The 18,603-nt window shown below is 73.7% G+C and carries 19 protein-coding genes; 7 read left to right on the top strand and 12 right to left on the bottom strand.

Features of this window, described 5'->3' with window-relative positions; all coding sequences use genetic code 11:
- Window positions 1-88 precede the first annotated feature (88 nt).
- From ACTMS2_RS01910 to ACTMS2_RS01900, 3 genes are all read right to left on the bottom strand, one after another.
- On the bottom strand, window positions 89-1,654 hold the full coding sequence (locus ACTMS2_RS01910; protein ID WP_441173752.1) for an AMP-binding protein: 1,566 nt from the start codon (window positions 1,652-1,654) through the stop codon (window positions 89-91).
- A 142-nt stretch (window positions 1,655-1,796) separates the two neighbouring features.
- Complete coding sequence (locus tag ACTMS2_RS01905; RefSeq protein ID WP_441173751.1) at window positions 1,797-3,011, bottom strand: acyl-CoA dehydrogenase family protein; 1,215 nt, start codon at window positions 3,009-3,011, stop codon at window positions 1,797-1,799.
- Window position 3,012: 1 nt separating this feature from the next.
- Window positions 3,013-3,465 carry an SCP2 sterol-binding domain-containing protein gene (locus tag ACTMS2_RS01900; RefSeq protein WP_089002639.1) on the bottom strand — a complete coding sequence of 151 codons (453 nt, stop codon included), beginning with the start codon at window positions 3,463-3,465 and terminating at the stop codon, window positions 3,013-3,015.
- 67 nt (window positions 3,466-3,532) lie between these two features.
- Here ACTMS2_RS01900 and ACTMS2_RS01895 point away from each other — a divergent pair, with 67 nt between their 5' ends.
- Window positions 3,533-4,177: a TetR/AcrR family transcriptional regulator gene (locus tag ACTMS2_RS01895; RefSeq protein ID WP_357717140.1), complete on the top strand. Its 645-nt coding sequence runs from the start codon at window positions 3,533-3,535 to the stop codon at window positions 4,175-4,177.
- A 13-nt stretch (window positions 4,178-4,190) separates the two neighbouring features.
- Here ACTMS2_RS01895 and ACTMS2_RS01890 read toward each other — a convergent pair whose 3' ends face one another.
- From ACTMS2_RS01890 to ACTMS2_RS01860, 7 genes are all read right to left on the bottom strand, one after another.
- Window positions 4,191-4,790 (bottom strand): DedA family protein, encoded by a 600-nt coding sequence (locus ACTMS2_RS01890; protein WP_441173749.1) that lies wholly within the window; start codon window positions 4,788-4,790, stop codon window positions 4,191-4,193.
- Between the two features lie 76 nt (window positions 4,791-4,866).
- A complete protein-coding gene (locus ACTMS2_RS01885) occupies window positions 4,867-6,156 on the bottom strand; it encodes an adenylosuccinate synthetase (protein WP_441173748.1) in 1,290 nt (429 codons plus the stop codon).
- Between the two features lie 61 nt (window positions 6,157-6,217).
- Entirely contained in the window at window positions 6,218-7,177 is a 960-nt protein-coding gene (locus ACTMS2_RS01880) for a hypothetical protein (protein ID WP_089002635.1), read from the bottom strand.
- Window positions 7,178-7,186: 9 nt separating this feature from the next.
- Window positions 7,187-8,161 (bottom strand): serine/threonine protein kinase, encoded by a 975-nt coding sequence (locus ACTMS2_RS01875; RefSeq protein WP_441173747.1) that lies wholly within the window; start codon window positions 8,159-8,161, stop codon window positions 7,187-7,189.
- Window positions 8,158-8,913: an NUDIX hydrolase gene (locus ACTMS2_RS01870; protein ID WP_441173746.1), complete on the bottom strand. Its 756-nt coding sequence runs from the start codon at window positions 8,911-8,913 to the stop codon at window positions 8,158-8,160. Before ACTMS2_RS01870 ends, ACTMS2_RS01875 begins: the two co-directional genes overlap by 4 nt.
- 154 nt (window positions 8,914-9,067) lie before the next feature.
- Window positions 9,068-9,892 carry a MaoC/PaaZ C-terminal domain-containing protein gene (locus ACTMS2_RS01865; RefSeq protein ID WP_441174084.1) on the bottom strand — a complete coding sequence of 275 codons (825 nt, stop codon included), beginning with the start codon at window positions 9,890-9,892 and terminating at the stop codon, window positions 9,068-9,070.
- Window positions 9,893-10,137: 245 nt separating this feature from the next.
- Entirely contained in the window at window positions 10,138-11,493 is a 1,356-nt protein-coding gene (locus tag ACTMS2_RS01860; protein WP_441173745.1) for a 3-oxoacyl-ACP reductase, read from the bottom strand.
- A gap of 55 nt (window positions 11,494-11,548) precedes the next feature.
- On the opposite strand from ACTMS2_RS01860, the gene ACTMS2_RS01855 reads away from it, so the two are divergent.
- The 4 genes from ACTMS2_RS01855 (at window position 11,549) to purB (ending at window position 15,886) form a co-directional block, all read left to right on the top strand.
- Window positions 11,549-12,841 (top strand): acetyl-CoA C-acetyltransferase, encoded by a 1,293-nt coding sequence (locus ACTMS2_RS01855; protein WP_441173744.1) that lies wholly within the window; start codon window positions 11,549-11,551, stop codon window positions 12,839-12,841.
- 69 nt (window positions 12,842-12,910) lie between these two features.
- Window positions 12,911-13,426: a SigE family RNA polymerase sigma factor gene (locus ACTMS2_RS01850; protein WP_441173743.1), complete on the top strand. Its 516-nt coding sequence runs from the start codon at window positions 12,911-12,913 to the stop codon at window positions 13,424-13,426.
- Window positions 13,423-14,199 (top strand): hypothetical protein, encoded by a 777-nt coding sequence (locus tag ACTMS2_RS01845; RefSeq protein WP_441173742.1) that lies wholly within the window; start codon window positions 13,423-13,425, stop codon window positions 14,197-14,199. Before ACTMS2_RS01850 ends, ACTMS2_RS01845 begins: the two co-directional genes overlap by 4 nt.
- A 265-nt stretch (window positions 14,200-14,464) precedes the next feature.
- The gene (gene purB / locus ACTMS2_RS01840) at window positions 14,465-15,886 is read left to right on the top strand and encodes an adenylosuccinate lyase (protein WP_441173741.1); all 1,422 of its coding nucleotides are present in this window, start codon (window positions 14,465-14,467) and stop codon (window positions 15,884-15,886) included.
- 44 nt (window positions 15,887-15,930) lie between these two features.
- Here purB and ACTMS2_RS01835 read toward each other — a convergent pair whose 3' ends face one another.
- Both ACTMS2_RS01835 and ACTMS2_RS01830 read right to left on the bottom strand, forming a co-directional pair.
- Window positions 15,931-16,497: a YbjQ family protein gene (locus tag ACTMS2_RS01835; RefSeq protein WP_441173740.1), complete on the bottom strand. Its 567-nt coding sequence runs from the start codon at window positions 16,495-16,497 to the stop codon at window positions 15,931-15,933.
- Window positions 16,498-16,521: 24 nt separating this feature from the next.
- Complete coding sequence (locus ACTMS2_RS01830; RefSeq protein ID WP_441173739.1) at window positions 16,522-17,202, bottom strand: S1 family peptidase; 681 nt, start codon at window positions 17,200-17,202, stop codon at window positions 16,522-16,524.
- A 415-nt stretch (window positions 17,203-17,617) separates the two neighbouring features.
- Between ACTMS2_RS01830 and purS the strand changes: the two genes are divergently transcribed.
- Window positions 17,618-17,881 (top strand): phosphoribosylformylglycinamidine synthase subunit PurS, encoded by a 264-nt coding sequence (purS, locus tag ACTMS2_RS01825; RefSeq protein WP_089002625.1) that lies wholly within the window; start codon window positions 17,618-17,620, stop codon window positions 17,879-17,881.
- Window positions 17,878-18,561, top strand: coding sequence for a phosphoribosylformylglycinamidine synthase subunit PurQ (gene purQ, locus ACTMS2_RS01820; RefSeq protein WP_363624149.1), 684 nt, complete (start codon window positions 17,878-17,880; stop codon window positions 18,559-18,561). The genes purS and purQ overlap by 4 nt, the downstream gene beginning before the upstream one ends.
- Window positions 18,562-18,603 lie beyond the last annotated feature (42 nt).

The following is an 18,603-nucleotide window of genomic DNA, read 5'->3' as shown; positions in this document are numbered from 1 at the left end:
TCGGGCACGGCGGCGCGGTCCGGAACCGATCATGGTGCCGCCAGCCTAGGGGCGGGGGAGCATCCGGGCAGTAACGGCCGGGGAACGGTCAGCTGTAGTAGTAGCGGTGCAGCTCGCGGGCCAGCACCTTGCCGGTGGCGTTGCGGGGCAGGTACTTCACGAAGACCACGTCCCGGGGTACGGAGAACCGGGCCAGGTAGTGCCGGACGTACTCGCGGACGGCCTCCGGGTCGAGCGTCTCGCCGGGGTGCAGGGCGAGGAACGCGGCGAGCCGCTGGCCGTACCGGGGGTCCGGTACGCCGATCACGGCGGCCTCGCGTACCTGCGGCAGCCGGGCGATCAGGTCCTCCACCTCGGACGGGAACACGTTCTCCCCGCCCGAGACGATCATGTCGTCGGCCCGGCCGTCGACGAAGAGCAGCCCGTCGGCGTCGAGCCGTCCCAGGTCGCCCGTGTCGAGCAGGCCGTCGCGGTGTTCCCGGGTGGTCCCGGACGTGTAGCCCTCGAAGAGCATCTCGTTGCCGACGAAGATGCGGCCGACCCGCCCGGGTGGCACCGGCTCGCCGGCCGCGTCGAGGATCTGCAACCGGGTGCCGTGCGGTGCCCGGCCGGCGGTGGTGGGCGCCGCACGCAGCTCGGCGGGGCCGGCTATGGACGCCCAGGAGACCTCGGTGGAGCCGTAGAGGTTGTGCAGGACGTCGCCGTAGACGTCCATGAACCGCGGGGCGAGGCCGCCCGGCAGCGCGGAGCCGCTGACCGCGACCACCTTCAGCGGGGGGCGGGGCTCCGGCGGCGGCACCTCCAGCAGCCGTTGCAGCATCACCGGTACGGCGAAGAGGGCGTCGCAGCGCTGTGCCACCAGGGCGGCCAGCGTGGCGGCCGGGTCGAAGCGGCGGTGCAGCACGATCGTGGCGCGCAGGGCGAAGCAGACCTGGAGGGCGGCGTACCCCCAGGTGTGGAAGAGCGGCGCGGCGATCATGACGGTGTCCCGGGCGTGCAGCGGGATGCGGTCGATGATGGAGACCAGCGGGCCGAAGCCGTTCGGGGTGGGGCGCCGGGCGCCCTTGGGCGCGCCGGTGGTGCCGGAGGTGAGCACGATGATCCGGCCGTCGCGCCCGGGGGGACGCAGCTCGCCGGAAAGCGAGCCGACCACGAGTTCCTCCCGGGCGCGCTCGTCGAGGCGCAGCACCTCGGCGGCGAGGTTGGCGACCCGGTCGACGAACTCGGCGTCGTGCACCAGCACGCGCAGCCGCTGCTCCTCGGCCACGGTGGCGAGCTGCGCGGCGGAGAGCCCGGTGTTGACCAGCACCGCGTCCGCGCCGAGCAGGGTGGCGGCCACGATCGACTCGACCAGGCCGGGGTGGTTGCGGCAGAGCACGCCGACCCGGTCGCCGGGCCGCACCCCGAGCGCCGTCCGCATCCCCCGGGCCAGCCGCTCCGACCGGTCGAGCAGTTCGGCGTACGTCGTCCTGGTGCCCTGCTCGTCGACGACGGCCGTGCGGTCGGGGTCGCGGGCGGCGGCCTGGCGCAGCTCGCCGGCGATGTTCCAGCCCCACCTGCGCAGCGCCTGGAGCTGGGCGGCGACGCGGATCGGCCGGCCGGGGGTGAGCAACCCGCGTCGGGTCAGGGTGGCGACGACGAACGGCAGGTCCATGACGCAACCTCCTCAGGCGGTGCGCGTGGGACCCCGGGCCGGGGCCCCACGCGGGCGGTCTGGAGATCAGGTGCGCGGTGGTACGGGTGCGGCGGCCGCCCGGACCGGCACGTGTCCGGTACGGCAGCGCGCCGGCGGCCGGTCAGCGGATCTGGACGCCGGAGATGGCCCGGGAGATGACGAGCCGCTGGATCTCGGAGGTGCCCTCGAAGATGGTGTAGATCTTGGCGTCGCGGTACCAGCGCTCGACCGGGTGGTCCCGCAGGAAGCCGGCCCCGCCGAGCAGCTGTACGGCCTTGTCGGTGACGGAGACGGCCACCTCGCCGGCCTTCAGCTTGGACATCGAGCCCTCGCCGGCCGTGAAGGGCCGGTTGTTGCGGCCCATCCAGGAGGCGCGCCAGACCAGCAGCCGGGCCGCGTCGATCTCCATCTTCATGTCGGCGAGCGCGAACGCGACCGCCTGGTTCTCGATGATCGGGCGGCCGAACTGGACCCGCTCCTTCGCGTAGTCCAGGGCGTACTCGTAGGCGGCCCGGGCCACGCCCAGCGCCTGTGCGCCGACGGTGGGCCGGGACAGCTCGAAGGTGCGCATCGCCGCCTGGCCCGAGGCGCGCTTGCCGGAGCGGGCCCGGTCGAGGCGTTCGAACAGGGCGTCCCGGCCGCCGAGCAGGCAGCGCCCCGGCACGCGTACGTCGTCGAGGAAGACGTCGGCGGTGTGCGACGCGCGCAGGCCCAGCTTGCGCAGCTTGCGGGTCGCGGTGAGGCCGGCGGTGCCCGGCGGTATGACGAACGCCGCCTGCCCGCGGGAGCCGAGCGTCGGGTCGACCGAGGCGGTGACCACGTGCACCCCGGCGATCCCGCCGTTGGTGGCGTACGCCTTCTGCCCGCGCAGCACCCACTCGTTGGTGGCCTCGTCGTAGACCGCCCGGGTGCGCATCGCGCCGACGTCGGAGCCGGCCTCGGGCTCGGTGGTGCAGAACGCGGCGACGGCCGGCTCGTCGACGGTGCCGAAGCACTGCGGCACCCACTCGACCATCTGGTCGGGCGTGCCGGCGCCGTAGATGGCGGCCACCGCGAGGGAGGTGCCGAAGATGCCCAGGCCGATGCCGGCGTCACCCCAGAAGAGTTCCTCGCTGGCGATCGGGAGGGAGAGGCCGGTGGGGTCGGCCCAGCAGGTGGCGAGGAACTCGAAGCCGTACAGGCCGACCTTCGCCGCCTCCTGGATGATCGGCCAGGGGGTCTCCTCCCGGGCGTCCCACTCGGCCGCGGCCGGGCGCACGACCTCGGCGGCGAAGCCGTGCACCCAGTCGCGCAGATCCCGCTGTTCCTCGTTCAGGTCGAGCGAGAACTCGGCCATGTCAGGCCTTGGGGATGTCGAACAGGTTGGCGATGTTGGCGGCCAGGCCCAGGTCGCCCTTGGCCTTGAGCTTGCCGGTCATGAACATCATGACGGGGTTCGCGCCACCGGAGACGATCTTCAGGAACTCGACCGGGCCCATCGTGAGGCTGAGCTTCGGGTCGTGCTGCGGGGTCTCGTTGACGGTGCACGCGCCGTCGGCGATGACCACCTCGTAGGTGTCGGTGCCACCGTCGGGGCGGCCGGTGATGTTCCAGTGGATGACCGCGTTGGTCGAGCCGGCCCGGTCGGCGCGGAAGAGCTGCGGCATCCGGCCGAAGACCTCACCGAGGATCTTGCCGCGCAGGTCGCCGGACATCACCTCGGCGATCTTGTCGTCCGGGGTGGACTTGACCAGCTGGGCGAACTCCTTGGGGCCGACGTTCGCGAAGTTGGCCGGGTCGAAGTCAGTCATGGGGCTGCACCTTCCGGGTGTTGGCTACTCGTGCGTAACCTTACGGGCGAGTAGGTATGCTCGCAAGGTGTCCACCCCACCCACCTTCAAGCGCCTACCCCGCGCCGTACGCGAGCAGCAGATGCTCGACGCGGCCGTGAAAGTGTTCTCACGCAGGGGTTTCCACGCGGCCAGCATGGACGAGATCGCCGAGGACGCCGGCATCTCCAAGCCCATGGTCTACGCGTACCTCGGCACGAAGGAAGAACTCTTCGTCGCCTGCCTGCACCGGGAGGGCACCCGGATGATGCAGGCCATCGCCGGGGCGGCCGCCCCCGAACTGCCGGCCGACGAGCGACTCTGGCGGGGGCTGCGCGCGTTCTTCGGCTTCGTCGGGGCGCACCGCGACGGGTGGGCGGTGCTCTACCGGCAGGCCCGGGGCGAGCAGCCCTTCGCCGGCGAACTGGCCGGCATGCGGGCCCGGCTGGTCGACGTGGTCGCCGGGATGCTCGACCACGCGCTGCGCGCCGAGGGCCGCGAGGTGGGCGAGACCGACCTGGAGGTCGTCGCGTACGCCCTCGTGGGGGCGACCGAGTCGCTGGCGGACTGGCTCGCCGACCACCCCGACGCCGACCCGGAGAAGACCGCGACCCGGATGATGAACGTCGCCTGGCTGGGCGCCGGCCAACTCCTCCGTGGCGCCACCTGGCACCCACGGGCCACCCCCTCCTGACCCGTCGCCCGGTTCAGCGGCGCCTGCGGCGGCGTAGCCAGCGGAACGACTCCAGCAGGAGGGTGATCGCCAGCGACAGGCCCACGCCGGCGAGGATGCCCTTGATCGGGTCGCGCTCGAAGGCCAGCCCGCCGAAGTAGCCGAGCAGGGCGCAGTAGAGCGCCCAGCTCACCGCCGCGACGGCGTCGAAGAGCAGGAACGACCGGAGCGGGTAGCGGACCGCGCCCATGGTGAGGGTCACCGCCGTCCGGCCACCGGGGACGTACCGGGCGGTGGTCAGGATCAGCCCGCCGCGCCGGTGCACCGCCCGCCGGGCCCACTCCGAGCTGGCCCGGCGCCGGCTGTCGGCCGGGAAACGGGCGAGCCGGTTCGCGCCGCCGCCGCGACCGATGGCGTACGAGACGTGGTCGCCGGCGAGGGCCCCCAGCGCGGCGGCGACGATCACCGCCACCAGGCTGGGGTCGCCGCCGGTGGCGAGCACGGCGGCGGTGATCACGGCTGCCTCACCGGGTACGGCGGGGAAGAACGCGTCGACCGCGGTGAGCCCGAAGATCAGCAGGTACACCCACGGTGAGGTGACCAGCTGCCGGAGCAGGTCGAGCGCGGACTCCATGCCTCCCATGCTGGCCGGGCCCGATCCGCCCGGTGGGCGAGTCGCCGGATCGACCCGCCCGGGCCTCCGGCGGGCGTCACGCCGACGCCGCGGCCGGCGTTCCGGCCGGCGGGAGGGGGCACGGGGCGAGCAGCGGGCCGTGTGGGGTCTTGTCGTCGGCGGTGGGGCCCCGCGAGGTCAGCACCACGGGCGCGCCCAGCTCCTCCCGCACCGCCGCCGTCCAGTCGGGCGGCGGGGCGTCGTCGTACACGGGGCGGGAGCGCAGCAGGCGGGCGGTGAGCGCGGCCTGCCGGTCCAGGTCGCCGGGCGGGCCCGGGGCGAGCCGGTCGGTGGTGTCGTAGCGGCGGCAGATCCGCAGCGTGGGTCCGGCGAGGTCGAGGTGGGTCAGCGCCAGGCCGTCGACCCCGCCGGCGGCGGCGAGGGCGTACCGGTGGGCGACCGCGTCGAAGTGGCCGAACCGGAACCGCCCCTGCCACGGGTTGGTCGGGTTGCGCGGGTCGGTCAGCGGCAGGGCCGGGTCCTCGGTAACCAGTGGGCCGGGGCCGTGCCGGGTGGTGACCACGCGCAGCACCCCGATCCGGGTGGCCGTACCGGCCTGGCCCGCCTCGGCGAGCAGGCCGTCGACGTTGGCGAAGGTGGTGGTGCTCCACGTCGTGTACGGGTGGAAGCCGTGCCACTCGTCGAGCAGCACCCCCTGCGCGCCCTCGAAGACGCAGGTGCCGGCGCGCAGCGCCCCGGCCAGCCAGCTCCGGTCGACGATCGCGACCCGCGCGGCGAAACCGGTGAACGCGGGCAGGCAGTCGGCGACGGGCGGCGCGTCCAGCGGGCCGAGTTCAGCGGTCAGCCGGTCCCGCAGGGCGGTCAGCCGGCGGCGCAGCCGCCCCGGGTCGGCGCAGTCGGCCACCCGGGGCGCCTCGTCGGGGTGGGCGAGACCGTACGCGACGGCCTCGCCCACCCCGAGCCCGCAGGAGCCGTGCCGGTCGGCTCCCCGGGCGATCTCCCGGGCCCGGTTGGCGGCCCGGTGGTACGGGGTGGCGAGCAGCGCCTCCCCGTCGACGGTCAACCGGTCGAGCGCGTCGGGCACCCCGACCGAGGCGAGGTGGTCGGCCTCGGCGGCCAGCGCGAGCGGGTCCACCACCACGTGCCGCGACAGGTGCGTACGGACGCCGGGGTGGAACGTGCCGGCGCCGAACTGCGCGAACGTGTGGTGCCGACCGTCGCGCAGCACGACGTTGTGCGCCGCCTGCGCGCCCCCGTTGAAGCGGACCACCGTGTGCACGGGCCGGGTGGCGCAGAGCCAGTCCACGACCGTGCCCTTGCCGGCGTCGCCGAAGCCGAGGTCGACCACCGCCACGTGCCTGCTCACCGGGCCTCCCCTCCGGAGCCGCAGCCGCCGCCGGAGCCGAGGGCGACCGTCGTCACGTGGTTCACAGCCGGGTCACCTCGCCGCCGGTGTCGCGGAACGCGGGCAGCGTCGACACCTCGGCGCGCCGCCCTCCGCGCAGGCGGGCCAGCGCCTTCGAGACGGTGCCGGTGGCGCCGGAGCCGGCCCGGTCGAGGTCGCGCAGGCCCTCGTCCAGGTCGATGGCCTGCTCGCCGAGCCCGACCGTGAGCGCGATCGTCTCGCAGACCGCGTCGAGGTCGTCCAGCACGACGGCGTTCTGCCCGAGCAGGTCCCGCCACGAGTCGAGCACCTTGGCGTTGCCGGAGTAGTGGCTGCCGGCGGGGAGCAGGTAGTAGGTGTCCCAGCGGCGGGTCACCTCGTCGACGATCTGCCGCAGCGGCACGTCCTCGCGCAGGTCGCCGCCGATGACGCGGGCCACCTCCCGGGACTTCACCTGCGGGTACGCCAGCTCGTCGCCGATGATGAACAGGTAGCCGCGCCGGCCGCGCTTCTCCCAGGCGTCGGTCACGGTGTGCCGGGCCATGAAGTACATGGCCAGCTCGTACGACTCGGTCATCTGCCCGCCGCCGCCGCCCTCCAGCACGATCCGGCCCAGGTCGTCGTCCATCCGGTTGTCCGACTCGAACTGGCCGACCTGCAAGGGCACCCGGTCGCAGGTGGCGTCGCCGATCGCGCCGAACATGATCTGCGGGTCGCTGGCGTAGCCCTGCCGTTGCAGCAGCCCGAGCAGCTGCGGCAGCTTGGTCTGCAGGACGCGCGGCACGTTGCGCATCGAGCCGGTGACGTCGAAGAGCACCGCGATGGGCGTCGACCGGGGGTGCTCGGCCGAGTCGCGGCTCTCGCGCATCGCGTCGCGGGGGTCGAGGGCGGGGTGCACCTTGCGCGCCCCGCTGTCGCTGTAGGAGAACGCGCTCTTGCCGGTCTTCCGGCGGTAGCGGTCGGCGGCGTCGTACACGTCGGTGGACCACATTCCACTGCCCATGACAGCTCCTTACGGGGTGAGGGTGAAGGGTCGGAAGGTGCGCGGCCCGTAGAGCCGCTCCAGCACCTCGTCCAGTTCGCGCAGCAGGAGCCACGCGTCGTCGGGCCGGGCGCCCAGCGCCCGCTGGCGGCAGCCCCGCGCGAAGGCGTCCAGCTCGCGGGGCGCACGTGGCCCCATCAGCCAGCTCATGCAGAGGCTCGCCATCGCGATGTCGGTGCCCGGCCCGCAGGGTCGCTTCCGGGGGACCTCGTCGGGGTACCACCGCGCGTCGTAGCCGGGCACCAGCGCGGGGACGGTGCTGCCGACGGGCGCGGAGAAGCACCAGTCGACCAGCACCACGCCGTGCCCGTCCGGCTCGATCAGCACGTGCGGCGGCAGGACCGCGCCGTGCACGACGCCCGCCCGGTGGGCCAGGCCGAGCGCCACCAGCAGCCTTCGCCACATCCAGGCCACGTCGCGGGCGTCGACCCCGTCCGGGTACGCGCGCCGAACCTCGTCGAGGTCGTGCAGGCCGGGGGCGGTGGCGAGCACGTTGATCCGCCGTTCGGCGCCGGTGGCGGCGTCGGAGTGCCGGAACGAGTCCACCAGCCGGGGCACGTACGGCAGGTAGCGCGGGTCGCCGCGCTCGGCGATGGTGCGCAGGGCGTGCGCCTCGCGGGCCATCAGGTCGTTGTCGGTGGGGCGCCGGGGCAGCTTGAGCAGCCGGTCGGCGTCGACGTCGTAGAGGTCGGCCAGGTCGCCCGAGTGGACCGGCGTGCCGAGGCGGTAGTCGCCGAGCACGGTGACCTGCCGGGCCCGCCAGCGGGTGGTGACCCGGATGAACGCGTCGGTGGCCTCGGCGCGTACCGCCGGGTCGGCCGGCAGGCGGTCGGGGTGCAGGGCCGCGACCAGCTCGCGGTAGCGGCGGGCCGGCTGGTCCGTGCCGAACAGGTCGGCGTCGGTGCGGGCCGCCGTGACCAGGCGGACGGCTTCCGCGGTCCTCATCGCACCGTCTCCTCGCGGGCGGGGCGCAGCAGCGCCGGGTGCAGCAGCCGGGCGTCGCCGGCCCGGTAGAGCTTGGCGCGGGGGCCGCCGCGGGCGCCGCCGCGTTCGGTGCTGGTGCCCGTGCTCTCCACGAAGCCCGGCACGGAGAGCACCTTGCGGTGGAAGTTGCCGGCGTGCAGCGGGTGGCCCCAGACCGTCTCGTAGACGGCGCGCAGCTCGCTGACGGTGAACTCGCCGGCGAGGAAGCGCGTGGCGAGCGGGGTGTATTCCAGCTTGGACCGGGCCCGCTCCAGCGCGTCGTCGATGATCCGGCCGTGGTCGAAGGCGAGCTGCCGGCTGGTCAGCGCGGTCACCGGCAGCCAGGTCGCCTCGTCGGCGTCGGTGCCGGCGGCCGGGTCCGGCAGGTCGGGGGCGAACGCGAGGTGGGCGACGGAGACGACGCGCATCCGCGGGTCGCGGTCGGGGGCGCCGTAGCTGCCCAACTGCTCCAGGTGTACGCGGCGCAGCCCCTCGCCGCCGAGCCCGGTCTCCTCGGCCAGCTCCCGCCGGGCGCCGGTTGCGAGGTCCTCGTCGGGGCGGACGAATCCGCCGGGCAGCGCCCAGTGGCCCTCGAAGGGGGGCTGGCCGCGCCGGATCAGCAGCAGGTGCAGCGCGCCGTCCCGGATGGTCAGCGCCACCACGTCGACGGTCACGGCGACCGACGGATAGGCCCGGGGGTCGTACGCGGCCAGGAAGTCCTGCTCGTCAACCATGTCTCTCTCATCCTGAGAACATCTCGATGTGAGAACAACCTAGCGCACGGAGGCGCCCCTGCCAAGCCCGGGAGCGGATCCGGCAGGGGCGTGTCAGCTTCGTCAGGGGCGCGTCAACCTCGGCGGGGGCGGCCCAGCTCCGGCCGGGGGTGGCTCAGCGCACGAGGCCCGCCAGGTGCGGCCGGCCGCGCGAGTCGTGCAGGGCGAAACCGCCCTCCGGCAGCAGACGGAAGCTCACCGTGCTCGGCAGCGGCACCGGGAGCTTGAAGGCCACCTCGACCGTGTAGGCGTCCGGCAGCCGGTTCTCCAGCGCGGCCAGGCAGCGCGCCTTGCTCCACATCCCGTGCGCGATCGGCCGGGGGAAACCGAACAGCCGCGCGCCGAGGCGCGAGGTGTGGATCGGGTTGTGGTCGCCGGAGACCCGCGCGTAGTCCGTACCGACGCGGGGTTCGACCCGCCAGCGCGCCGAGCCGGCCGGCGTCGTGGGCCGCCCGGGCTGGTCGCGCCGCCCGCCGCCGCCCCGCTTGCCCTCCCTGCCGAGGTACGTCGAGACGCCCCGCCAGACCTCCTCCGCGCCGACCGAGCCGACGAGCACCACGTCGACCTGCCGCCCCCGTTCGTGCGGGCGCAGGTTCTCGGCGTACGCGCGGAAGTCGAGGGTCTCGTCGGCGGTGACCGGGCGGTGCACGGTGATCCGGTTGCCGACGTGCACCACACCGTTCAGCGGGATGGGGAACTCCGGCGCGGTCATCAGCCGCAGCGCCAGCGGAAAGCCCATGACGTGCGGGAACGTGGCGGGCAGCCGGTCGGTGAGCCGGAACCCGCAGACCCGGTCGTAGTCGGCGAGGTGCGTCCGGTCGACGGCGATCCCGCCGACGGCCAGCTCGACCGCCGGGACGCCCGCCGAGCGCCGCCCACCGCCGAGGCCGGGCAGCGCGCCGAGCAGCGCCCGCCGGTAGAGCGCCCCGGCCGCCGGCATCCGGGGCAGCTCGACGCGCTCCCGGGCACCCGTCCCGGCCGGACCCCCGCCCGAGAGGTCCTGCGTCGCCTCGACGGCGGAGGCGGAGAGGTCGTGCGTCTGTTCGAGGCTCAGGTCGTGGCCGGACGCTTCCGGCCCGCGGATCGCGTCCAGGGTGTCCTGCGACAGGATCTCGGTCGGGCCGTCGATCAGCTCGTGCACCGACAGGTCGTCCGGGTCCGGCGCCGGCTGTTCTCGCCTCGCCATCACGCCCCCAGCAGACTCTGGCCGCAGACCCGGACGACGTTGCCGCTGACCGCGCCGGAGGCCGGCCACGCCAGCCAGCCGATGGTCTCGGCGACGTCCACCGGCAGCCCGCCCTGGGACATGCTGTTCATCCGCCGGCCCGCCTCGCGCAGCACCAGCGGGATGCGCGCCGTCAGCCGGGTCTCGATGAAACCGGGGGCGACCGCGTTGACGCTGATCTGCCGTTCGCGCAGCGCCGGGGCGAGCGACTCGACGAGCCCGATCACGCCCGCCTTGCTGGTGGCGTAGTTGGTCTGGCCCCGGTTGCCGGCGATGCCGGCGATCGAGGAGACCGAGACGATCCGGCCGCCGGCCGGGATCAGCTCCCGCTCCAGCAGCACGTCGTTGATCCGCTCCTGGCTGGAGAGGTTGACGTCGAGCACCGAGTCCCACCGGTCGGCGTCCATCCGGCCGAGGGTCTTGTCGCGGGTGATCCCGGCGTTGTGCACGACCACGTCGACCCGCCCGTGCCGCTCAGCCAGGTGCTCGGCGAGCCGCTGCGGGGCGTCGGGGGCGGTCAGGTCGAGCTGGACGGCGGTGCCGCCGATCTCGTTGGTGACCGCCGCCAGCTCGTCCCCGGCCGCCGGAATGTCCAGCGCCACGACCCGGGCCCCGTCGCGGGCCAGCACCCGGGCCAGCGCCGCGCCGATGCCCCGGGCCGCCCCGGTGACCAGCACGACCTGCCCGTCCAGCGGGCGGTCCCAGTCGCCCGGGGCGACGGCCGTGCCGGCGCCGACCCGCACGACCTGCCCCGAGACGTACGCGGAGCGGCCGGAGAGCAGGAACCGCAGGGTCGCCTCCACGCTGGTCCAGGTGCCGGCGTCCGGGTCCCTCGTCACGTACACGAGCTGGGCGGTGACGCCCCGGCCGAACTCCTTGCCGATGCTGCGGGTCAGCCCCTCCAGGGCCCGCTGGGCGGTCGCCTCCCGGGGCGAGCCGCACTCGTCGGGCGGGGTGCCGAGCACGACGACCCGGCCGCTGGGCAGCACCGAGCGGGCGCGCGGGTGGAAGAAGTCGTACAGCTGGCGCAGCTCGGCGGAGTCGGTGATGCCGGTGGCGTCGTACACCAGGGCGGCGAAGCGCTCGGTGGACTCCGCGGCGCCGGGATCGCGCAGCTCGACCCCGGCGGTGGTCAGGACCTTGCCGGCCTGCTCGGCGAGCCGGCCGCCGGTCGCGGCGCCCAGCAGGACGGGGCCGGGCACGATGGGGTCGCCGGGGGTGTGTCGGCGCAGTCGCGGCGGGTCGGGCAGCCCGAGGCGCTTGACCAGCGTGCGGCCGGCCCCCGATCGGACGAAGCTCGCGTACCTGTCGGTCATAGGCGTAGCCTACTGGCGAGTAAGGTAAGGGCAAGTCTTTCGAGGAGGCGGGATCGTGCAGAGCATCCGGCGGGTCGCGGTCATCGGCGGCAACCGCATCCCCTTCGCGCGGTCCAATTCGCGGTACGCCAGCGCGTCGAACGCCGACATGCTGGGCGCCGCGCTGGACGGGCTCGTCGCCCGGTTCGGCCTGGCCGGCCAGCGGGTCGGCGAGGTGGTGGCCGGCGCGGTGCTCAAGCACGCGAAGGACTTCAACCTGACCCGCGAGGTCGTGCTCGGCTCGAAGCTCGACCCGCACACCCCCGCGTACGACATCCAGCAGGCCTGCGGCACCGGGCTGGAGGCGGCCATCCTGGTCGCCAACAAGATCGCCCTCGGGCAGATCGAGGTCGGCATCGCCGGTGGCGTGGACACCACCTCCGACGCGCCGCTCGCGGTCAACGAGGAGATGCGCCGCACCCTGCTCCGGCTCAACAGCGCCCGCACCCTCGGCGAGCGGCTGAAGATCGCCGCCAGGCTGCGCCCCACCCAGCCGTTCAAGCCGGAGATCCCGCGCAACGCGGAGCCGCGTACCGGGCTGTCGATGGGGGAGCACGCCGCCCGCACGGCGCTGCGCTGGCAGGTCGACCGGCAGGCCCAGGACGAGCTGGCGCTGCGCTCGCACCAGCGGCTCGCCGCCGCGTACGACCGGGGGTTCTTCGACGACCTGCTCACCCCCTACCTCGGGCTGACCAGGGACCAGAACCTGCGTCCCGACACCAGCCTGGAGCGGCTCGGCGCGCTGAAGCCGGTCTTCGGCGCGAAGGGACCCGACGCCGAGGCGGCGACCATGACGGCCGGCAACTCGTCGCCGCTGACCGACGGCGCCTCGACGGTGCTGCTGGCCAGCGAGGAGTGGGCCCGCGAGCACAACCTGCCCGTGCTGGCGTGGTTCTCCTGGTCGCAGGCCGCCGCCGTCGACTTCGTGCACGGCGACGAGGGGCTGCTGATGGCTCCCGCCTACGCGGTGCCCCGACTGCTGGAGCGGGCCGGGCTGACGCTTCAGGACTTCGACTACTACGAGATCCACGAGGCGTTCGCCTCGCAGGTGCTGGCCACCCTGGCCGCCTGGGAGTCCCCGGAGTTCTGCAAGGACCGGCTGGGGCTGGACGCCCCGCTCGGCGCGATCGACCGGGAGAAGCTGAACGTCAACGGCTCGTCGCTGGCCGCCGGGCACCCGTTCGCGGCCACCGGTGGCCGGATCGTGGCGACCCTGGCGAAGCTGCTGGCGGAGAAGGGCGGCGGCCGGGGCCTGATCTCCATCTGCGCCGCCGGCGGCCAGGGCGTGACCGCCATCCTCGAACGCTGACGCCGGCGCGGGCAACCTGCCCGGCCCCGAGCTCCGTCCCTTGGGCATGAGGCGGCGGAGGCGGAACGGGTGAAGCGGGCGGACGAGGACGAGTACCGGCAGTTCGTCGAGGCCCGGCTGGAGCACCTGCGCCGCATGGCGTACCTGCTCTGCCGGGACTGGCACACCGCCGACGACCTGGTCTCCATCACGCTGGGCAAGCTCTACCGGGCCTGGTCGCGGGTCTGCGCGGCGGAGAACGTCGACGCGTACGCCCGGCGGGTGCTCACGCGCGTCTGGCTGGACGAGCGGCGGCGGCCGTGGCGGCGCGAACGCAGCACCGACGAGGTTCCCGACGGTGCCGCGCCGGACTCCGAGCCCGACCTGGCCGACCGGGAGCTGCTGCTCGAACTGCTCGGGAAACTGCCCGAGCGACGGCGCGCCGTGGTGGTGCTGCGCTTCTACTGCGACCTCTCCGTGGAGGAGACCGCGCAGATCCTCGGCGTCACCACCGGCACGGTGAAGAGCCAGGCCGCCAGAGCGTTGGAGTCGCTACGCCTGCTGGCCGTGGACCAGCCGGCCCTGGGGGCGGGGAGGTTCGCGTGACGTACCGGGAGATCTTCGACGCGGCGATCGGCGACGCGCCGCCTTCCTCGATCGACCTGGACGGGGTGATCCTGCGGCAGCGCCGGCTCGTCCGCACGCGCCGGCTCGGGGCGTACGCCTCGGCGGCCGGCGGGGTCCTCGCGCTGGTGCTGGGCGCGAGCCTGGTGGTCGACCGTCCGGACGTGCAGCCGGCAGCCCCGGCATCCGCCTCGCGCCCCCCGCACCGCAAGAGCAACCAGAACCTGCCCACGGAGGCGTCCGGGCGCTACCAGGGTGGGGTGGTGGCGGCCCTCGTGGCGCGGGTGCCCGGAGTCCGGTGGGTGCCACCGACCGCGGTGGGCCTTGGCGTCGTTCCGACGGGTCCGGCCGGCGACGCGCCGGTCGGGGGCGCGTCCGAGGACTACCGCAACGTCGGTTTCTCGGTGCGCGCCTATCCGGTCGACCCCACCGGCGCGTTCGGCAACGACTTGTCCGTCCTGGCCCTGGCTGAGCCGCAGCCGGGCCTGAACCGCGACGTCATGGACTGCGGGAAGCAGATCGTCCACTCGTGCGGCCTGTCGACGGGGCCGGACGGTGCGCGCGTCCGGGAGACCGCACACGTCTCGGAAGCCGTCGAGGGCGGGGACGTGACCCACTTCCGGCGGGTCGACGTCCTGTACCCCGACGGCACCTGGATCAGGATCTCGCTGCGCAGCGATGACGGGCGGTTCGTGCTCACCCCGGAGCAGCTCCGGGACCTCGCCCTCGACCCGGCCGCCCGCCCCGCCTGGTGACCCGGGCCGCGGATTGTGAGGTGGCACGCGCGGCGTGCCTGCTCGGCGGCCGGAGCGCCGACGTTCCCACCTCCTTCTGCGGAAAGTCGCCGTACTCTTCAGCGCGGTCCTGGTCCTGTTCCAGTGCTTTCTGCGTCCCGGGGCATGAGTTTGGCCCGGGACCTACTTGATCGTGCCGGCCAGGGCGCTGGGCGCGGCGTCCGAACTGGTGGGCGGCGGACGTCCTCGTCCGGGCCGTCCCGGACGACGTGAAAGACTGAGGTACGTGACGATCCCGAACGTGCTCGCCAACCGGTACGCCTCACCCGAGCTGGTCGCCCTCTGGTCGCCCGAGGAGAAGATCCGGATGGAGCGGCGGCTCTGGCTCGCCGTGCTCCGGGCCCAGAGGGACCTCGGCGTCCCCGTGCCCGACGGCGTGGTCGAGGCGTACGAGGGGGTGCTCGACCAGGTCGACCTGGCCTCGATCGCCGAGCGGGAGCGGGTCACCCGGCACGACGTGAAGGCCCGGATCGAGGAGTTCAGCGCGCTCGCGGGGCACGAGCACGTGCACAAGGGGATGACCTCCCGGGACCTCACCGAGAACGTCGAGCAGCTCCAGGTGCGCCGCTCGCTGGAGCTGATCCGCGACCGCGTGGTCGCCACCCTCGCCCGGCTCGCCCGCCTCGCCGTCGAGCACTCCGACCTGGTCATGACCGGCCGCTCGCACAACGTCGCGGCGCAGGCCACCACGCTGGGCAAGCGCTTCGCGTCGGCCGCGGAGGAGCTGCTCATCGCGTACGAGCGGCTGGACGATCTGATCAACTGGTATCCGCTGCGCGGTATCAAAGGCCCGGTCGGCACCGCCGCCGACCAGCTCGACCTCTTCGACGGCGACGCCGAGCGGGTGGCGGAGCTGGAGCGCCGGGTGGCGGGGCACCTCGGCTTCAGCCGGGTCCTCGACAGCGTCGGGCAGGTCTACCCGCGCTCGATCGACCTGGCGGTGCTCTCCGCGCTGGCCCAGATCGCCGCCGCCCCGTCGTCGCTGGCGACCACGATCCGGCTGATGGTCGGCCAGGAGTTGGCCACCGAGGGCTTCAGGCCGGGCCAGGTGGGTTCCAGCGCGATGCCGCACAAGATGAACACCCGCTCCAGCGAGCGCGTCAACGGCTTCGCCGTGATCATCCGCGGCTACCTGTCGATGGTCGGCGAACTGGCCGGCGACCAGTGGAACGAGGGGGACGTCTCCTGCTCGGTGGTCCGCCGGGTCGCCCTGCCGGACGCGTTCTTCGCCGCCGACGGGCTGTTCCAGACCTTCCTCACCGTGCTGGACGAGTTCGGCGCGTACCCGGCGGTGGTCAACCGGGAGCTGGAGCGCTTCCTGCCGTTCCTGGCCACCACGAAGATCCTGGTGGCGGCGGTCCGGCGCGGCGTCGGCCGTGAGGTCGCCCACGAGGTGATCAAGGAGCACGCGGTCGCGGTGGCACTGGGCATGCGCGAGAAGGGCGCCGCCGAGAACGACCTCTTCGACCGCCTGGCGGCGGACGGCCGCCTGGGCCTGACCCGCGCCGAGATCGACGCGCTGGTCGCCGACCGTTCCGCCTTCGTAGGTGCCGCCCCGGCCCAGGTCGAGGCGGTCGCCCGCCGCATCGCCGCCGTGACGGAAGCCCACCCCGCCGCCGCTACCTACACCCCACCCCCCATCCTCTGACCACTCCCCCAGGGTCGGGGCGGGCGCCGGGCGGGGTGGATGGGTCAGGCGTCGCGGGTGGGGGTTTCCGCCGCGGTGCGGAGGTTGGGGGCGCTCGCCGGTTCGGCGATGCCGCCCGGGGACTCGGCGAAGGCCGGGTCGTGCGCGGTCTCCGCTGCGACCAGCGGCTGGTCGGGCGGCATGACGTCGGGCATCTTGGGCGCCACGACCACCGCCGTGCCGTACGCGCAGATCTCCATCCACATCTCGCCGCAGTCGCGGCTGTCGAAGCGCATCCCCACCACGGCGTTCGCGCCGAGGCGGCGGGCCTCCTCGCCGAGCCGGGCCACCGAGTCCGTACGCCACCTGGTGAGGTTGTCCGGGGCCATCGGGTCGTACGCGCCACCGCGCAGGTTCTTGACCCCCTCGCGGTACGGGTTCCGCGTCCTGGCCATCGATGACACCACTTCGCCGAGGATCTGGCGGATCTCGTACCCGGGTAGTTGCTCCGTCGTCACGACCAGCACGCTTCTGATGCTGTCAGGGCGGCGGGCGCCCGGTCGTCGGCCTTGTTCACCTGATCGGATGCTGCAAAACGGCGCGGCGCGGACGGCCGGCGCGCTGCCGGCCATCCGCGCCTAGCGTGGCGCTAACCGTCAGACACCGGCCGTCTGGGAGATCCAGGCCCGGTTGTACGCGACGCTGCCGTAGTTCTGGATGCTCTGCCCGTCGGCGGTGGAGGCGACGCCGACCTGCGCGCCGTTGTAGAACTGCGGGCCGCCCGAGTCGCCCCGCCAGGCGTTGCCGTTGATCCGGGTGCTCCGGATCGCCTGCCCGCCGTACGCGTCGGTGGCGCTGTTGCTGGTCACCCGGACCGACGCGGTCTTGAGCTGGGTGGAGGCCGAGCAGCCGCTGTAGCAGGTCATGCCCCAGCCGTAGATCGAGTTGGTGGAGTTGATCGGCGGGTTGCTGTTGGCCAGCGTGACGTACGAGGTGCTCACCGAGCTGGACAGGCGCAGCAGGGCCAGGTCGTAGCGGCTGTAGCTGGCGCTGACGGTGCGGGTCTGGCCGCCGGAGGAGCGGTAGACGCTGCCGACCCGGACGGACATCGTGCCGCTCACGCAGTGCCGGGCGGTGAGCACCCACTGCGGCGCGATGATCGTGCCGGAGCAGGTGAACGAGCCGTTGCTGAACACGGCGGCGGCCCACGGGGCCGACGAGACGGTGCCACCGCCGATGATGTACGGGCTGACGGGTGCGGCGAGGGCGCCGGAGCTGGCGCCGAGCAGGCCGGCCGCTGCGGTGGCCAGCACCGCGATCATGGATCGGATGCGCATGGGGGCTCCTTCGGGGACGGGGCCCGGGTTCACCGGGTCGAGCTGACGGCCGGCGGGCGGGGGTGGCCCGACGGTCGGGCACGTCCGATCGACGTACGACGATGTACGGTAGGGCCCCTGAGATGTCGTTCACAAGGGATCCATCGGAAATGATGGATGAGGTGATATGGCGGGCCGGGCGATCGGGCGGCAGTCCGACGTCCCGACGGAGCGGGGCGAAACGGGCCGGTCGGCAACGGATACGCATCGGGATCGCAACGAACCCGTATCGGTCTCCCGGCCCCACGCCGGGAATGTCGATCACTGCCTGAACCGCGTCCGGCCGGTGCGTCCGGGGCGGTATCTGCCAGGTAGGCTGGCTGCGCTCGCCCGTTGTGGGTCGGCACCCAACTGCGTACACAGTCAGGAGTGCCCAGTGCCTCGCGTCGTCGTCGACGTCATGCTCAAGCCCGAGATCCTCGATCCCCAGGGCCAGGCCGTCGCAAACGCGCTGCCCCGGCTCGGCGTCAGCGACGTCGCCTCGGTTCGGATCGGCAGGCGGATCGAGATCGAATTCACCGGTGAACCGGACCTGGACCGCGCCCGGGAGATCGCCGACAAGTTGCTCGCCAACCCGGTCATCGAGGACTTCACGGTCCGCGTGGTCGAGGCCGACGAGACCGTGGACGCCCGCTCGTGACCGCCCGGGTCGGTGTGGTCACCTTCCCCGGCTCGCTCGACGACGGGGACGCCGCCCGGGCCGTCCGGATCGCGGGCGCCGAGCCGGTCCGCCTCTGGCACGGTGACCCGCAGCTGCACGGGGTCGACGCCGTCGTCCTGCCCGGTGGCTTCTCCTACGGCGACTACCTGCGCTGCGGCGCCATCGCCCGGTTCGCGCCGGTCATGCAGACGATCGTGGACGCGGCCCGGGGCGGCTTGCCCGTGCTCGGCATCTGCAACGGCTTCCAGATCCTCTGCGAGGCGCACCTGCTGCCCGGGGCGCTCACCCGCAACCAGCACCTGCACTTCCGCAACCGCGACCAGGTCCTGCGCATCGAGTCGACCGGCACCGCGTGGACCAACGCGTTCCAGCCCGGCCAGGAGGTGCTGATCCCGGTCAAGAACGGCGAGGGCTGCTACGTCGCCGACACCGCGACGCTGGACCAGCTCGAAGCCGAGGGCCGGGTCGTCGCCCGCTACGTCGGCGGCAACCCCAACGGGTCGCAGCGCGACATCGCCGCGATCACGAATCCCGCCGGCAACGTGGTCGGCATCATGCCGCATCCCGAGCACGCGGTGGAGGCGCTCACGGGCCCCTCCCTGGACGGCCTCGGCTTCTTCACCTCGGTGCTCAAGCACCTGGTGGGGGCGCCGGCGTGACCGTGCGCGGCATCATCGGTCGGCTCACCCGCCCGTCGGGCG

Source organism: Micromonospora sp. SD12 (assembly GCF_052068495.1).
Lineage (GTDB): Bacteria > Actinomycetota > Actinomycetes > Mycobacteriales > Micromonosporaceae > Micromonospora > Micromonospora echinofusca.
The sequence above is the reverse complement of the archived record's forward strand: the minus strand, read 5'-3'. Positions and strand labels throughout refer to the sequence as shown.

What these genes read in the sequence shown, in the direction of transcription:
- ACTMS2_RS01870 (WP_441173746.1), bottom strand. Translation starts at nt 8,913, where the DNA reads ATGGTTGACGAGCAGGACTTCCTGGCCGCGTACGACCCCCGGGCCTAT.
- ACTMS2_RS01875 (WP_441173747.1), bottom strand. Translation starts at nt 8,161, where the DNA reads ATGAGGACCGCGGAAGCCGTCCGCCTGGTCACGGCGGCCCGCACCGAC.
- ACTMS2_RS01900 (WP_089002639.1), bottom strand. Translation starts at nt 3,465, where the DNA reads ATGACTGACTTCGACCCGGCCAACTTCGCGAACGTCGGCCCCAAGGAG.
- ACTMS2_RS01880 (WP_089002635.1), bottom strand. Translation starts at nt 7,177, where the DNA reads ATGGGCAGTGGAATGTGGTCCACCGACGTGTACGACGCCGCCGACCGC.
- ACTMS2_RS01835 (WP_441173740.1), bottom strand. Translation starts at nt 16,497, where the DNA reads ATGGCCGGCAGCGCGCCGGCCGTCCGCGCCGCGCCGTTTTGCAGCATC.
- ACTMS2_RS01910 (WP_441173752.1), bottom strand. Translation starts at nt 1,654, where the DNA reads ATGGACCTGCCGTTCGTCGTCGCCACCCTGACCCGACGCGGGTTGCTC.
- ACTMS2_RS01860 (WP_441173745.1), bottom strand. Translation starts at nt 11,493, where the DNA reads ATGACCGACAGGTACGCGAGCTTCGTCCGATCGGGGGCCGGCCGCACG.
- ACTMS2_RS01865 (WP_441174084.1), bottom strand. Translation starts at nt 9,892, where the DNA reads ATGCCGGCGGCCGGGGCGCTCTACCGGCGGGCGCTGCTCGGCGCGCTG.
- ACTMS2_RS01890 (WP_441173749.1), bottom strand. Translation starts at nt 4,790, where the DNA reads ATGGAGTCCGCGCTCGACCTGCTCCGGCAGCTGGTCACCTCACCGTGG.
- ACTMS2_RS01905 (WP_441173751.1), bottom strand. Translation starts at nt 3,011, where the DNA reads ATGGCCGAGTTCTCGCTCGACCTGAACGAGGAACAGCGGGATCTGCGC.
- ACTMS2_RS01830 (WP_441173739.1), bottom strand. Translation starts at nt 17,202, where the DNA reads ATGCGCATCCGATCCATGATCGCGGTGCTGGCCACCGCAGCGGCCGGC.